Raw genomic sequence first — 15261 nt, forward strand, 5'->3', positions numbered from 1 at the left:
TCGCTCCCGCAACTCGTCGGGGTACTTCCGTGGTGCCGCCATGGCAGTGAATCCTCCGGGTGTTCGATGTCTCCATCAAACCCGGGGCGGGACACTGCGTCCCGCCGCCTGACAACGATCCAATTCACTTCGCCAACGGTGTCCAAAATGGAAAGGGGGACGACCGAAGACGATCGGTGACAAGATCCGCGAACGGATCTGCCTGATCGCCCGGACGTCCCCCACCGACTGGGGCATCACCGCGTTCGCCACCTGGTCGCTCACGAAGCTACGGGAACACCTGCTCAACCGTGGCACTGTGGCGGCTATCTCGAAGGAGACGCTGCGTCGGATCCTGCGCGCCGGCGGTGTCACCTGGCAGACCACGACCACGTGGAAGGCCTCCACCGATCCGGAGTTCATCGCCAAGATGCACCGGATCCTGGACCTCTACGACCAGCCACCCGACGACGGCCGGGTGGTCTGCGTTGATGAGTTCGGGCCGCTGAACCTGCAGCCGCGTAAGGGAAAGGCGTGGCGTCCGACCGGGAAGCCGCAGCGTCAGCGGGCCACCTACAACCGCTACGACGGCGTGATGCACATGCTCGCCGCCTTGGATCTGGCCACCGGGAAGATCTTCTACCGGATCCGCGACCGCAAACGTCACCGGGAGTTCCTCGATCTGCTCAAGGCCCTGCGCGCTCGCTGGCCTGGTGAGAAGTTGTACGTCACCGCGGACAATTTCTCCCCGCACCGCCACCCGAAGGTTCGCACGTGGTGTGCCAACAGCCAGGTCGAGTTGGTGTTCCTGCCGACCTACGGGTCGTGGTTGAACTGGATCGAGGCCGAGTTCGCCGCGCTGCGCTACTTCGCGCTCAACGGCACTGATCACCGCAGCCACGCCGAGCAGAACTCCGCGATCGCGGCCTATGTCCGCTGGCGCAACGCCCACGCCCAGCCCAAGACCGGGTTCGCCACTGACTCACCGATCCGGACCTGGACGCATTACCTGACCAAGGTTGCGTGACGAGCCACTAGATGTAACTGTGACTTCAGGGAGGAGTGAAGTCAACCTGGAAAATCGCCGACGGCGATTTTCTCCGCACAACGCCGTCGAATTGCCATCCCGACGCTTCCTTGCTGGGTGCGCTTGTGGCACCCAGCGAGGAAGCGCTTGACTAGCGGCTCGCCGCGAGTGGGTGTGGTTCGCCGGTGAGGACGGCGAGTGCGCTCGCGATTTCCTCGATGGTGGCCCGAATGTAGGTCGTGGTGGTGCCGGCGTCGTTGGTGTTGTCGTTGTGCCCGGCGTAGGCGCGGGCGACTGCGTAGCCGAAGTTACGCTCGACCCACGTCAACGTCGTGTGGCGGAGCCAATGCGTGGAAACGCCCTGGATCTCGACCCACGGTAGATGCCGGCCCAGACGTACCCAGATGTGGTCGTAGCGGCGGGTGGTGATGGGTGTGCCGTCGGCGTATCGGAGAAGCTGTTGGTCAGGTCCTCCACCGCGTTGTTCGGCGTGTTCGACGAGGTGGCGCATGAGGGTCGGCGAGACCGGCTGCCAGCGCATGGTCTCGCCTTTCTCCCGCAGGAGAATGAGGCACTGTTCGACGTCGAGGTCCTGTGGCCGGAGAGCGAGGGCGCCGCCGCGGCGGCAGGCGGTTTCGGTGTGGAGGCGTAGGACGAGGGTGTCGAGTTCGGGGTCGTTGCCGGTGCTGGCGGCGACGTAGTTGATTTCGCCCAGTCGGTTGTCGGAGATGGCGCAGCGGGTGGAGGGCAGTCGTCGGGGTTTGCTGACCTTGCTGGCGGGGTTGTCGTCCGCGCGGATGTGTTTGTCGTTCTCGGCGTGTTTGTAGACGCATCGGATCGCCGCGATGAGGTGTTCGGCGGCGCCGCGGCCGCCTCGGGCGTTGCGGCGGAGCACCACGCCTGCCTTGACCTTCTCGGCCAGGGCCTTGATCTCGGTCGGCGTGGGCTCGTCGAGCCCGCGGTCCGGCCATTCGGCCAGGATCATGTTCCAGTAGGAGCCGTAGACGCGTCGCGTTCCGTCGCCGACGGCATTCGACACGATCGGGATATAGGTGCGGAAGGTGGGTATGGGCTTGTGGTCGGCCGGCTCGGCGAGGAGTTGCTGGGCGCTGATGCCGAGTTTGGCCAGAATGATTTGGGCCGCGTTGAGCTCGGCGGCTGAGGCGGTCATTCAGCATCTCCGTCTGCCAACAGCCGATCCAACACCGCCGCCGGCACGACCACGAGCTGGTGTCGTTCCGGGTCGGCGGCAAGGAGGACGCGGTCGAGCGGACGGAGGTTCACGGCGAGACGAAGCTGCCGTGGAATGGCGACGCGCCCGTGAATAGTGATGATGTTCGCGCCATCGGCGCTGTGCCGGAACGCGAGGCGGCCGTTCTGTACGCCGGTGATGAGGCGGGTCCTGGACGTCCAGCCGAGGATGTCGAGGAGAGCACGATGCGTGAATCGGCCGCGGTCGTCGATCGATACCGTCTGATAGACGGTATCTGTGGTCCGGCGAGCAGGCGCCGCGGGAATTGCCGGCAGCGGCAGCGGACGCCGCACTGTTGGGGCAATAAGTGCCTGGCGAGTGTCGACGGCGTGACCGGGGATAATGGGCCGGATCATCACGACCACCGGCCCGAAGAGCTACTCGGGGCGGTCAAACACGCCTGACAGACGTGTTTGATGGGGTATGAACCCTGGTACGTCAGATGTGGTGTGGATGCCACGAAAGTGTGTCCGAGGAGCGACTTGTTCTTTATCCCTACGCCTTGAGCTGGACTGAGCATTGTCGCTCGACCTGTCCCCAGCCATCATCCGTACAACAGCGTGGGGACGGATGTGCGGGACGGGCTCGAACTAGGCTTCCACCTGCGCGGACAGGTCATCTTCCTAGGGTGGGACGGGGTGATAAACCCCGTCCCACTCAGCACTTTCTAGTCTCTGGCAAGCGCCGTAGCACCACGCCAGTTGGGACGGGACGACCTACTTGGCCCGTGCCAATCGCGTGGCTCCACGCACGGCAACGTTGGCCCGATCGGGTGGAATCGAATCGACCGTCCGAGTTGGGCGTAACGCATCGAGGCGCGTTAGCGCTCTCCAAACACAAGCAGCGCGGAAGCAAGGAGGCGCGCGCATGGCTCGACCGAAGAGATACTGGCCGATGATCGAGGCGTCTCGGTCCGAAGCGTGCCTCGCTGCCAGGCTGTACAACGACCCATCTGAGGCGCGTGCGTTCGAAGGTTTCGTTGTTCACATGCACCTCGCGTACCTGTACCTGTTGCATGCGATCTTTACCCGTGATGGCGTTGACTTCCGCTACTGGAGGCGAGATCGGCCAAACCGCCTAGAGAAGATTGATGGCGAGCCGAAGCGCTGGGAGTTGGCGCGGTGTGTGGTTGAACGATGGCCGTCTGTCGATCCCGTCCGGAGCAATATCGAGTTCTTCGTCGGACTGCGGAACAAGATCGAACACAGGTATGCATCGCAGTCACAACTTAGTCTCCAAGCCGCTCTCGGAGGGCTCGCGCAGGCGCACCTGCTGAACTACGAGGAGGAGCTGGTCGCGCAGTTCGGCCAAGAGGCGACGCTTGCCACCAAGCTGAGGTTCCCAGTGTTCATCGGTACGTTCACCGATTCTGGTGAAGCTACCTTGCTGCGGCTGCGTTCGGCGTTGCCGGCGCCGTTGCGGACCTTCATCTCCGAGTACCACTCTGGGTTGTCGGATGAGATCACCAACGATCGGCGCTACGAGCTGCGATTGCGGCTCGTCAACGAGTTGGTTGCTCGTGACCCTGACGCGTTGGCGTTGCAGTTCACGAGGTTCGATGATCTGACGGAAGAGCAGAAGGATGCAGTGGAGGCGTTGGGGCGCAAGGGCTTGGTCATCATCCGTGAGCAACGCCGTGGCGTGGTCAACCCGGAGTTGATGAAGCCAAACCGGGTAATTTCGGCCGTTGCCGCCGCACTGCCGTTCGTCTTCCATCGCGGTCATTTCATCAGGTCCTGGCAGAAGCTCGGCGTGAGGCCGACTGTCGGTTCCGTCCATCCCGAACGAACGGATGAGCGGTACTGCTTGTATGATGAGATGCACGGGGACTACGGGTATACGAAAGCTTTCGTCAACAAGCTGACAAAGCTCTTGGTCACATACGGAGGCTGGCGGGAGTTCTTCGGCGAGGACCCGCGCGTTAAGGAATCACCCGAAATGCTTGAAGAACTTGTGATAGGTTAGCGAGCAAGTTTGACTTACGTTGACCGATTCGATGCCGCCAGTCGATATGCGTCGCTTTAAGATTAAACTCATTTAAGAATGCCTCCAGGCGGTGCTACGTTTACGGTCGTTGCATTCACTCTAAAGTACCCCATACTCCTTGCGTTTTAGAATATCTCCTTATTTAGGTAACGAATCGACCCGCGACGGCATCTACTAATCGTAATGTGATTGAATTGCGGGATACCGCAAGCGACAAGACCGTCACGTCGACAGCGGTCCGTCGCCTATAGCGCCACCCACTTGGTCGCACACTTCCCTCTGATGCCACGTATCTTTCGGACAGACGATAGTTGACACTACGTTTAGTTACCACCGCCGGGGCGGCCTGTCTCCTCGGCGATCACAGTGAACTGCCGCTATGCGGGGCAGATGGCAGGTTAGGTACGACATCAAACCACCTAGATGCCTTAAGCATCGTGATGCGCCGATCGGGTGGAAGGCCAAGGAAAGGTGCCCGGCGTCGGAACAGTTGTGCTCCGATGTTTGCCGTCGGCCACGAGGCCGAAAGGTCCACCCTCACTGGGGAGTCGTCGGTCTATGGATCCGTTCTCGTTGTCCGCGCTGGGAGCCGTCGGTCTGGGATACGCCGTCAAGTTGTTGTTTGACCGGGCCAACGCTGCTCTTGACCGCCGGGCACAACGCCGCGCCGCTGTTGGGTCGGCATCGGAAGATGCTTCGACTACGGCGACTGTTGGTGGCACCGCAGTAGCCGAGGGATCGCACAACCTGGCGGCAGGCGCGGATGTCGCAGACAAGGACGCTGCGGAGAAGGAGGTGATCAGCGCGATGCGGGTGCTGGACGTATACCGCGCCAAGAACCTCGCACTGGAACCGGGTGATGCGGTCCTGCTGGACGCTGTGCAGCGGCTTCATACCGCTCTGGAGCTCATGGAGGGCGTTCCGGTCGACCTGGGTGCCGCGGTGCGCTCGCTGATCGAGGTCGACCAGAGGGCCGATCACGTCCGCGGCGTGATGACGGGTGCGGACCTGGGTGCCTCGCCGGCGAACGGGACCACTCACGTCAGGCAGGAGATCGGCACTGTGCACGAGGGTGGCTCGGTCACCGGGTTTCGCGCGGGCGGTGTTCGTTGAGCACCGGCGGTGGCAGGTGGTTGGACCGCTTCGGCGCACGCGGTGACTCGAACTCCGCCCAAGGACCTGACGATGGGGGCGAAACCGGGCACAGCTCCGGGTTCACGGCGAGCAACGAGCACGGTACCCAGGCCGCTGGCGACACTGCTGCCGAAGCCGAACCACTGCTCGGACCTGAGCCGGACCTGAGCCAGACCTCACCACCGGACACGGCTGGCATCGATGTGACCGCCGGAGTTCACTTCGACGGAACTTCTGTTCCTAGCAGCGGGTTCGGCGGCGTCGAATCCGAGCCCGATGTGGTCCCGAGTCATGCGCCGGACGCCGCCGCCAGCGAGGTCCACAGCGCTCAACAGCCCGAACCCGATGCGCAACGCCTCGATGCATCGCCGACCCCAACCAGCGCGCCTTGGGCAAGCGCAGCGATCAAGGTCGGATCAGTGAGCGGCGGCAAGGTCATCGGCATGATGCTGGTGAACAACGGTGTGGTGCCGCTGGACCAGGTGCCACTAAGCCAGGCTCATCTGAGCCGTGCGCTCGACACTCATGCCAGCCCGAAAGAGTTCGACAGCCTGGTGGACATGGTGCGCCATCAGACGAGAATCGTGGTGCTGGACATCGAGGAGAACGCGGGCCGTACCGCCCACGCCGAGGCATTGGCTGCCCGACTGGCCGGCCTGCGAGCCACGCGCGACCGGCTGACGGCGGCCCTTCCGTACGGCGCGCAATCCACGAAATCCTTCGACACGACAGCGATCGACTCCGACGCCGCCGGCCAAGGTTCAACCGGATGGCCGCAGCCGCAAACAGTTGCCTCGATGGATCTACCCGCCTCGTACTCAGCAACTCCACTTGCTGGTGGGCAGCATGCTGCGGCACCCGACGCGTTCGAGGGCCGCTTGGTTGGGGCACAAGAAACGGTGTTCGATGTCGCGCGGTTGCTGTTCGGTGGATCACCGTACTTCGTGGCCGACAGGCTGCCCATGGTGCGGGACCGGGTGTGGCTGCTGGAGATACCCGCGGATGAGGACGGTTTCCAGGTCGACAAGACCTTTGGCGACTGTCTATCCACTCTGGACCGGCTGCTGGCCGAGCGGCAGGGGCGGCTGATCATACTTACCAGGCCGGACCACTGGCGTCGTATCGGCGGCAGCGCGTCCGCTCATTGGCGCAGCGCGCGCGAACTGCTCGCCGGCGTGGGACCGGCAGCGGTGGCACGCGCACAACTGACCGGCCGAATGCCCGGCATCGATGTGAACGGATGGCTGCAGGATCGCGACATCGAGCGGATGGTCGAGCAGAGCAACACCGTCGGCGTTGTCGAGCTCACCGAAAAAATCCTGGCCGCCGAGCAGACGCCGCCACACCTGCTGCCTTCCGACTCGACCTCGCCCGACACCGCGAAGGTCCCGCTTGACGCCCAAACGCTGCTTACCCGCAGGATTGCGATGGTCGTGAACTCGCGCGGCCTATGGCGACGGCAACTATTGGACTGGCATCGTGATCCCTCCCGTACCGCATTCGAACGGGACTTCCAGTTGGCCGCTGCCGCACTGACCGGTCTGTCGGTGACCCACGTCTACCATGGGGCGACTTTGCTCAACGGGGCATTCGGCGGCCGCGGTGTGGTGGACCCCAAGGGACAGGACGCCCCGGGCGTGATTGCGATGCTCGACGCCGTCAGCGGCGAACTCGTCGCCGACGACCGCATCCGCTTTCCGCGACCTGGCTGGGCCGAGTCCATCCTGGAGTACTTCTGGGTGGACCGACCCTTGGCCCGCGGCAAGTTCCTGGATTGGTTGGCCAAGGCCCCTGCCTCCCAAGCGGGCGATCCGCTGGAGACAGTCAGCGATGAACAGCGGCGCGCCGCGGCGCGCCGCATCACGCGGTTCGCCTTGGGCTGGGCCGCGCGGCACCAGCGAGAAACGCCGCTGGCGAAGCTCGCATCGGCCTGGAGCCAATCATCCCGCCCCATGTGGCAGGAACTGGTCGAGGTGCTCTCGACTGTCGCATGCGCCGACGGCGCGGACCCGGCAGAAGTCGGCCGCGACGACGGGCCCCTCGTGGTGCATCAGCGCTACGTCCATCAACTGCTGCTGGACTGGGCCAAAAAGCCCCATCTGGCTCCGGTGGTCCTCCAGATCTGTGCTGGTCCCTTCGCCAAGCTGCACACCAGCAAGGCCCTGGTGCGGCTCAAGCACGCGGGCGGTCACAACGACGCCGAAGTCCTGCCCCTCCTGGAACAAGTCATCGTTCGGCTGTGGCAGGAATCCTCTGCTCGCACGAGTCTGGTCAACGAGATCGCCGGCTGGTGCGACACCGCTAAGCACAGTATTTCCGGCAGCGGTGCCTTCGCGTGCCTTGCCGCCATCACTGACACCGCCCAATCTCCCGTCGCTCGTCCGGCCGATGCCGACGACGACGGCGCAACTCCGGATGATGTGGGCGACAGCGCGCGCGGTCGAGGGGTGGCGCTGTTGAGACAGACGGGCGACTACACCCCCGACCGCGCGGTGCTGGCTCGATGCTGGAGCGTCCACCTGGACGTCGCACGCGAGGCAAGCTCAGCTCTGGTCGCCCTCTGGCTCGACGCGGCCATCAGCGACCCAACCCAACGTCAGGACGTGCTGGACGTGCTCCGCTTGGCCGTCCGCGGAAACACCGCCGAGAACCGTGAGACCCGCGACGTTGTCCGGGGCGTCACGCGGAAATGGTCCACCGGTGTCCCGCAGCGCAATGCGCTCTACCAGGACCTGAGCGCCGCGCTGGACACCGATATCCAACAGAACGCGCAAAGCCGGCGCTACGACGGAGGCGGCTCGTGACACGGTGGCGCCGGGGCCGGCAGCCACCTCCGCTGGAATACGACTGGACCGACCGGGTCGACAGCCTCGACGCCCATCTGGCGTTCTCCGCGCACATCTATCTGATCGTCCGTCCTGGCCCCGTACATCGACGTGGCGAGGCCGGCACCGATGAGCCTGCCGTGGTACCACGGTTGGTCTCACAGGCAGCGGTCTGGGCCCGAGCTGAGGTCGAGGAGGCCACCGGCAAGTGGGGCGTGTTGCAGCGTCACGCCGCACAACACAGTGTCAACGAACAGGTGGCCCGGCACCTGCCGTACACCATGCACGGCGCGGTGCTGAGCTCGGTAACCGTTGCCCTGTCAGTAGGTGAGGACGATACCCGCGCGGCGCACGCGCTGCAGCAAGCTCGTCGCGAAGCGCACCTGGACGAACTCGCCCGCCGCCAGACCGCCGCCACCCTTCGGTTCCTCCGTGAGGAGTGCTTCGACAACCCCGCCTCGGCACGGCTGTTCCTCATGCTGAACACCAACACGCGGCTGGGCGTGTTCCCCAGTGCGGAGCAGGCCGATGAGATCGTTGCGGAGGTCACCCGTTGGCATCCCGACACCCTGTGGGTGCAGGTCGCCAAAACGCTGCACACCGTCTTCGGATCCCTGACTCCTGACCAGACCAAGGAGCTGCTACGCGTGCTGGCAGCCGCCCTGCACAGCACCGGGCACCCCGAGCAGGCCCGCAACCTCGACGACCTTCGCTCCGGGGCCGATCGCCGTGACGATGGCGAGGCTACCGGATCATGAATCATCTGACCGTTAAGTAACCAAGTGAAGCTGCTCAACTACGCCTCATCGGTTCATTACTTTACATGGAACTTCGACCAGAAGTTTCAACGTGGCTGAAGCGTTCGGAGGGCCAACGCGCGACTACCAGTTTGAAAATCAAACTTTGTTGCGACGGTGGCAGATGCGTCGACACGCGACCGCATACATGCGTGAACAACAAATTGGGCAACCCGATTAGGGGCGCCTGAATTATTGAATGGGCGTATTTTCCAGTGTCCGAGGCCGATCTTGCACACTAACTACACGGCTTCTCCTGCAAGACGTCGCGTAACGAACGCCGAAGGAGGCCGTCCCGAGGGGACCGACCGCGCGTTGGCCCCGTCCCTAACGCTGGGACGGGGCCAGACCTATGCTGAGCTGCAGAGATATTGTCGTGCAACCTGGGGACGGGTGGCCATGAACCTGTCCTTTCCGCTCGGGGCATCCCTCAGAACTAGGTCGATGAGCACACTGAGGGCGTCCGGTGGCGTCAGTGGCATGGGACTGGAGAGAGATAGGCCAGGTCAGAGCGGGTCGTTGCCCTGCAGGGCTCCGAAGCCGTGGTTCGCCGACATGTCAATACTTGGCTTCGAAGCTGGAGCATGCAGTTCTTGCAGTGCAGCAGGATGCATGCGTAGGACAGATGCCTACGCGATCTAACGTCACAATACGGTCACTACGTGTAACACAGGCAGCGTCGGTGCGCTAAGTCCTGTAGAGCCACACTGAGATGATCCATATTTGACGACATGCAAACTGGAAGTAGGGCAACATGCTGGACACTCTCGGGCTTGCGTTAGGAAAGCAGATTGTCCTACATGTCGCTAAGGCCTGGCTTGGAGATCGAAGAAGTCGAATCGAGCGCGAAACCCAGTTAGCCGACTTGGTTGAACTTTCAACGGTCGATCGTCTAGTTCGACGTAAGCTTGTGCGTCAGCTTGAGCAAATCGGTGACACTATTGCGGAACGCATTATGCCCACCATGGGGATGGAAATCCATAACCTGCCTTCAAATGAACGTCAGTCCGCTCTCGATGCGGTTGTCGACGCGCTGTCTGAAGTAGATCTAACAGATACACTGATATTCAGCTCAGATTTAAAAACTGACAAGTTGGCCAGGGCTGTTCTACAGAAGATTCCCGATATCCCAAAACGGGCAGGCCTAAGCGAAGCTGCGATTACGCTTTTTGATCTCGTGTTGCAAGAGAGTTGTTCCTGCATGGCCGGTGTTATCATCCAACTCCCCGCTTTTCAGCCGCGCGCGGCAGTGGAACTTCTCGCGCGGTTAACTTCAGTCCTAGATGGAATAAATCAAGTACTAGAACGGCTCCCACGCCCGACGTTGGCCGCCCCTTCAGGGGATGCGCTTGATGCGGAGTTTGCGCGTGACTACTTGAGCTATATTAGCCAAACGATGGACCAACTAGAGTTGTTTGGCGTCGACATAAGGCGGTACAGACCACAAACTTCAGTCACGGTTGCATACTTGAGCCTCACGGTATCTGGAAGTACTGCAGAGAAGCGTACCCGTGAAAGTAACCCGGACTGGCTGCCTCTGGTTAGCGAATCTGCCGTCGAAGCGAGTTCTCGCGTCGAGTTTGCTCTAGCCGGATCTAAAAGGACGCTTCTGCGCGGCCAGGCAGGTTCGGGCAAAACGACTCTATTGCAATGGATTTCGGTGACTGCCGCCCGCGGGAATTTCGGCGGCCCACTTACGGGATGGAATGGAAAGATTCCGTTCGTTGTGCGCCTTCGAAGTTATCCAGACGGCAGGTTTCCACAGCTTTACGAATTGGTTGCAGAAAATGCGGCTCCTCTGGCATCGCTGGAACCGGAGAATTGGACAGTTCGTCGATTCATGGAAGGTAATGCGATCCTTTTGATCGACGGTGTTGACGAACTGCGACTTGAACGCCGCCCGAAGGTTCGAAAATGGCTATCAGAGCTTTTGATTGCATTTCCCGATACTGATGTAATCGTCACCTCGCGACCGGGTGCTGCCGAACCTAATTGGCTCAAGGACCAAGGGTTTACTTCTCTGTTTCTTGAACCAATGAAGCCGTCTGATATTGTCGAGTTTAGTCATAGGTGGCATGCGGCTATTCGTGATTGGGGTGCGCATGTAGGGAATCTGCCGTGCGAAATAGACGAACTTGATGAGTATGAATCATCACTCTTGCGGCAACTTGAGTCGCAACGGCACCTAAGGACATTAGCCACCAGTCCGCTTCTATGCGCCATGCTATGTGCACTCAATCTCGACCGGCACAAGCAGTTGCCTCAAGACCAGATGCGGCTCTATGGATCGGCGCTCGAACTCCTACTTGAGCGGCGCGATGCTGAACGGGAAGTGTCTGCCGCCGAAGAGATTACCATGAGCGCAGTGGCGAAGGTGACTATCTTGCAGCACCTGGCGTGGTGGCTGACGCTCTGTGCGCGTTCTGAAGCAGCAATCCCTGAAGCCGTTCACCAAATTTCTTCGGCAATTATAAGGATACCGGAGGCACATGGACTTGAAGCTACACCGGTTCTGAGGTACCTCCTAGATCGAAGTGGGGTAATTCGCGAACCTGTGCAGGGGAAGGTCGATTTCGTTCACCGCACCTTTCAAGAATATCTTGCTGGAAAGTACGCGGCTGACGAACACTATGCAGATGTGCTGGTACGCAATGCGCATCTCGATCAATGGCGCGAAACGGTCATAATGAGTGTAGGACACGCATCAGTGCCGATTCGCAAGTTGGTAATTGAGGCCATTCTAGACCGAGCATCAGGCGAAAGTAGACACGGCAGGAAACTGCGCCTGTTAGCTTGCGCTGCACTAGATATGGCCCCGGTTCTAGATCGGGACACTATAGATAAAGTTGAGGACGCACTAAGCAGGGTTGCTCCACCACGCCGACGCGTCGAGGCGCGATCGCTAGCGCGAGTTGGCGACCGAGTCCTGCGACACCTTCCGTTAGACCTTACTGAAAAGTCCACTGCCGTTGCGGCAGCGTGCGTTCGGACAGCAATTTTCATTGGCGGCGATGCTGCAATTAAGCTACTTGGCACATACGCCTTAGACGATCGAGAAGATGTACAATCTGAGTTAGCGTGGGGATGGGACTTCGCGCCGAGCGAGCGATACGCGCGAGAAGTGCTTGCAGAGGCGCCGCTAAGCAATGGCAAAATACACATTGGAAGCCTAGCTCACATTCGAAATTTACGGTTTCTCAAGAACCTAGATTCGGTGAACGTCTTCGTGCAACAATTGCCTGGCAATGATTTGACACCCTTGGCGGGCGAGTGTCATATCGTTTCGTTTATCACAAACATCGACGGCGTTGTTGATCTTTCCCCCGTTGTCGACCTTGATCGTCTGCGAATCCTCCGGTTCGGCGGACACGGCAAGCTTGTATCATTGGAAAGTCTGGTCGAGTTGAGGTCGCTAGAGCAGTTGTCTCTAATGAACTGTGACTCTGTTGACGCGGCGAAAGTTGCGCGGTGTCATGCGTTGCGATGGATCGATTTCTACGGCGCCGAGGCGAATGAAGTGGATTTGAAGCCCTTTGCCGATCATCCTGTACCGCTAACCATATGCGTTGGAAGTAGGCTGCGGCCGGTTAATGTTGATAAACTCGGAACCAATGTGAAGGTTGTTGACGAAGAGGATCGCCGGAAAATTCGCCGATAGTCGGTGTGAAAGGAGTAGGACAGGTTCCATCAGCGATCATTCGGATTACACTTCTTTGACGTCCACCTTGAATTGGTGCTGGTCGCCATGGCGGCCGTTAAGAGGAAATACTACACGCCTCACCACCCGCCAGAGGAACCTCCAGGGTTGGTGCTGTAGACGTGAATAGCATCTAGGTTCATGCTCTTGGCGATGTATCGACTTAGGCTATCGCTAGTTAGACGTTTCTCGGCCTGCGTGCTGGTCTCGGCTGCTCCGGGACAGATTCCGTGACACCCTTTGGTGGACGGATTTCAGACCGTCATCGGGCTCGCGGCGTGTTCCTTGCGACTCGCTGGTAGGCGTCGACGAGGTTGGCCAACGCCTGATCACGGTTGCACCAGGGACCGCCTTGTATGAGCGTAAGTCGTTCCGTGCGCGCCTCCCAGCGGCTGGAGCGACGTCCGGTGACCGAATACACCGGCTCAAGGAATCCGACCAGGACAGGGGCGTCAGTAGGGCCGGCAAGGACTCGCCAGCCTGGACGAATGGGGTCGGCGGAACGTTCCTGCCGGACGGTATCCAGGTCCAGGAGTGCGGGTGCAGCTCGTCGCGAGGGCGGGCGTCGTACCGGCGACGGCTGTTCCGTGACGGGTTTCGTGACGTCTGGTGCAGGTACGGGATGCGGTAGCTCGGTCTCCTCGCTCGGCGGCGTGACGGATTTCGTGACAGGACGGCCGGCGACAGGTTCGATGGTCAAGCCGGGGCGAGGGAGTCCGAGTCGTTGAGTGAGTTCGGCGGCAGCATGGGCGAGCTGGCGACCGGCGTCGTCGGGGCTCCCGCCGATGAGGATGGCGCGGCGGACCTCGCTCGTGGCTGATTCGACGGCGGTCAGGGCGTCCAACACGTCGCCGTGCACGGCGGCCAGTCGAGCTCGGCGGGCGCGCTGGCGGCAGGTTGCGTTGTGGTAGCGGGCCGGTCGGCCACGGCCGGCACCGGCAGGTAGGGGTGATCCGCATCCTGGGCACTTCACGGCGTGACCCTTCTGTTTCGTGACTGGTTACGTGACAGCGCGTTCGAGACTACCGCGTGGCGTCACGAAATGGGTCACGGAATGTAGAACTGCCGCCCGCACCGGAGGTGCAAGCGGCAGTTGAGGACAGCGGTTCGTCTGGGCTCATGGGGTCGGAGCGGTCAGCGGCACACCGAAGCCGAACGCTGGGCGGGACGCGTCCGCGCGTCGAGCGAGAGTGACGAGCATGTCGTGATCAGGCGACAGCACGGAGAGCTGCTCGGGATAGATCTCCTCGACGTTGACCTTGAACCAGCGCTGGCGGCCGCCGGTTGTCGCCAGGACGGTGGTGGTGCAGGCGTAGCCGCCTACGAGGGGATCTGATGGGTCGGCGCCGTAGGCGTAGACGTCGCCGCCGGTGATGCTGGCGGCGATCTGCGTGCACAGGGCCTCGGCGGTCAGTGGGCGTTGCTGGTCGGTCATGGCGTGGCTCCCGGTTGTTGGGCCGGTTCGGAGGTCGGGACCGCGTAGCAGGAGGCGGCCGGCAGGGGTGGTCAGGGCGAGGTGGGTGGCGGCGGTGGAGAGGTTGTTCGCGGTGGAGATGCCGCCGATTTGGTGGACGAGCGCGTGCATGACGTGTGCTGTCGACGGGCCGTCGCACCAGTCGAGGGCACAGAGACCGGGGTGGTCGACGGAGGTTGTGACTTCGGGCGGTGTGGGGAGGAGCTGAAGTCGACGCAAGATGGCGCTGGCGAGGGCGGCGTGAGGCTTGTCGCGTTCAGTGTCCAGTTCGGTCGGTCGTAGTGGAGTGGGGTCGTTTCCCAGCCAGCGCAAGGGGTTCTGCGGGGACTCGATCTCTGCCAGGGCTTCAGTCCAGCTGCGGTAGCTGATGGTGGGGAGCAGGAGAGTTGCCTTCGGGATGCTGTGCAGCAGGTACAGCTCGATGTGGCGGCGGTGGACGATGGCGCGGAGGCCGGGGATGCCGCGGAAAGTGCCGTCCGGGTCTTCGGAGGGCAGCAGCTCGCGCAGGAGCGGAGCGAGTGCCTGGGGCTGGAGATGGAGATCGATGCGGTCGCGCTGAGGGCGAACCATGCGCAGAAGCTCGGGATGGAGGAAGCCGGCGCGGCTAACGGCGTCGAGGACAGACGCTTCGAAGTGCTGCTGAGGCTGCCTGATGGCGTCGGGGATCAGCAGTCCGCGGAGGTGCTGCGGGAGCGGGTCGAGGTGGGTGCCGTCGAGGGTCGCGCGGAGCAGGGCGCGGTCGTCGGAGTCGAGGCCGGCCAGGCTGTAGTGGATCTCGGGGACGACGGCGCTTCTGGTCTCGCCGGTATAGGTCTGGCGTAGCGCGGCCAAGCGGTTGAACAGGGAAGACCGATGTGTCATGGCGACCTCGCGACGGTGAAGCAGGGGCCGTGCACCAAGGCCGGGGAACCTGGTGCACGGCCCCTGCGGGTGTCCGGCGGCGCTTGAGGCGGCGCGGAGGCCACGCCGCCGGACGGCTCGGGTGACCGGATGGAGCGGTCCGTGTCAGACTGAAATCACCATGTCATCAGCGCGTCGTCAGCGGAACGATCTCCGGACGACATGAGGGCGACCTGGGACGACACGGCTG

General features: G+C 62.0%; 8 protein-coding genes and 1 pseudogene. 6 read left to right on the forward strand and 3 right to left on the reverse strand.

The window, feature by feature from the left end:
* Positions 1-154: 154 nt before the first annotated feature.
* A pseudogene (locus AB0M73_RS42990) lies at positions 155-1006 on the forward strand (IS630 family transposase); the annotation flags it as partial.
* A 151-nt stretch (positions 1007-1157) separates the two neighbouring features.
* On the opposite strand, the gene AB0M73_RS42995 reads toward AB0M73_RS42990, so the two are convergent.
* Together AB0M73_RS42995 and AB0M73_RS43000 are read right to left on the reverse strand one after the other, a co-directional pair.
* Positions 1158-2177 carry a site-specific integrase gene (locus tag AB0M73_RS42995; RefSeq protein ID WP_363904474.1) on the reverse strand — a complete coding sequence of 340 codons (1020 nt, stop codon included), beginning with the start codon at positions 2175-2177 and terminating at the stop codon, positions 1158-1160.
* Positions 2174-2623 carry an AbrB/MazE/SpoVT family DNA-binding domain-containing protein gene (locus AB0M73_RS43000; protein WP_363904477.1) on the reverse strand — a complete coding sequence of 150 codons (450 nt, stop codon included), beginning with the start codon at positions 2621-2623 and terminating at the stop codon, positions 2174-2176. The genes AB0M73_RS42995 and AB0M73_RS43000 overlap by 4 nt, the downstream gene beginning before the upstream one ends.
* 502 nt (positions 2624-3125) lie before the next feature.
* Between AB0M73_RS43000 and AB0M73_RS43005 the strand changes: the two genes are divergently transcribed.
* From AB0M73_RS43005 to AB0M73_RS43025, 5 genes are all read left to right on the forward strand, one after another.
* On the forward strand, positions 3126-4223 hold the full coding sequence (locus AB0M73_RS43005; protein ID WP_363904480.1) for a DUF3644 domain-containing protein: 1098 nt from the start codon (positions 3126-3128) through the stop codon (positions 4221-4223).
* 579 nt (positions 4224-4802) lie between these two features.
* Positions 4803-5357, forward strand: coding sequence for a hypothetical protein (locus AB0M73_RS43010; protein WP_363904483.1), 555 nt, complete (start codon positions 4803-4805; stop codon positions 5355-5357).
* A 20-nt stretch (positions 5358-5377) separates the two neighbouring features.
* Positions 5378-8182 carry a hypothetical protein gene (locus AB0M73_RS43015; protein ID WP_363904486.1) on the forward strand — a complete coding sequence of 935 codons (2805 nt, stop codon included), beginning with the start codon at positions 5378-5380 and terminating at the stop codon, positions 8180-8182.
* A complete protein-coding gene (locus AB0M73_RS43020) occupies positions 8179-8961 on the forward strand; it encodes a hypothetical protein (RefSeq protein WP_363904489.1) in 783 nt (260 codons plus the stop codon). Before AB0M73_RS43015 ends, AB0M73_RS43020 begins: the two co-directional genes overlap by 4 nt.
* Positions 8962-9754: 793 nt before the next feature.
* On the forward strand, positions 9755-12658 hold the full coding sequence (locus AB0M73_RS43025) for an NACHT domain-containing protein (protein WP_363904492.1): 2904 nt from the start codon (positions 9755-9757) through the stop codon (positions 12656-12658).
* A 1156-nt stretch (positions 12659-13814) separates the two neighbouring features.
* Here the strand turns inward: AB0M73_RS43025 and AB0M73_RS43030 are convergent.
* A complete protein-coding gene (locus AB0M73_RS43030; RefSeq protein ID WP_363904495.1) occupies positions 13815-15002 on the reverse strand; it encodes a hypothetical protein in 1188 nt (395 codons plus the stop codon).
* Positions 15003-15261: the final 259 nt, after the last annotated feature.

The sequence above is a fragment of the Kutzneria sp. NPDC051319 genome (genome assembly GCF_040682195.1).
In the GTDB taxonomy this organism is placed as follows: Bacteria; Actinomycetota; Actinomycetes; order Mycobacteriales; family Pseudonocardiaceae; genus Kutzneria.

Excerpts from the sequence above, each read along its gene's own strand:
- AB0M73_RS42995 (WP_363904474.1), bottom strand. The coding sequence starts at position 2,177 with ATGACCGCCTCAGCCGCCGAGCTCAACGCGGCCCAAATCATTCTGGCC.
- AB0M73_RS43005 (WP_363904480.1), top strand. The coding sequence starts at position 3,126 with ATGGCTCGACCGAAGAGATACTGGCCGATGATCGAGGCGTCTCGGTCC.
- AB0M73_RS43010 (WP_363904483.1), top strand. The coding sequence starts at position 4,803 with ATGGATCCGTTCTCGTTGTCCGCGCTGGGAGCCGTCGGTCTGGGATAC.
- AB0M73_RS43025 (WP_363904492.1), top strand. The coding sequence starts at position 9,755 with ATGCTGGACACTCTCGGGCTTGCGTTAGGAAAGCAGATTGTCCTACAT.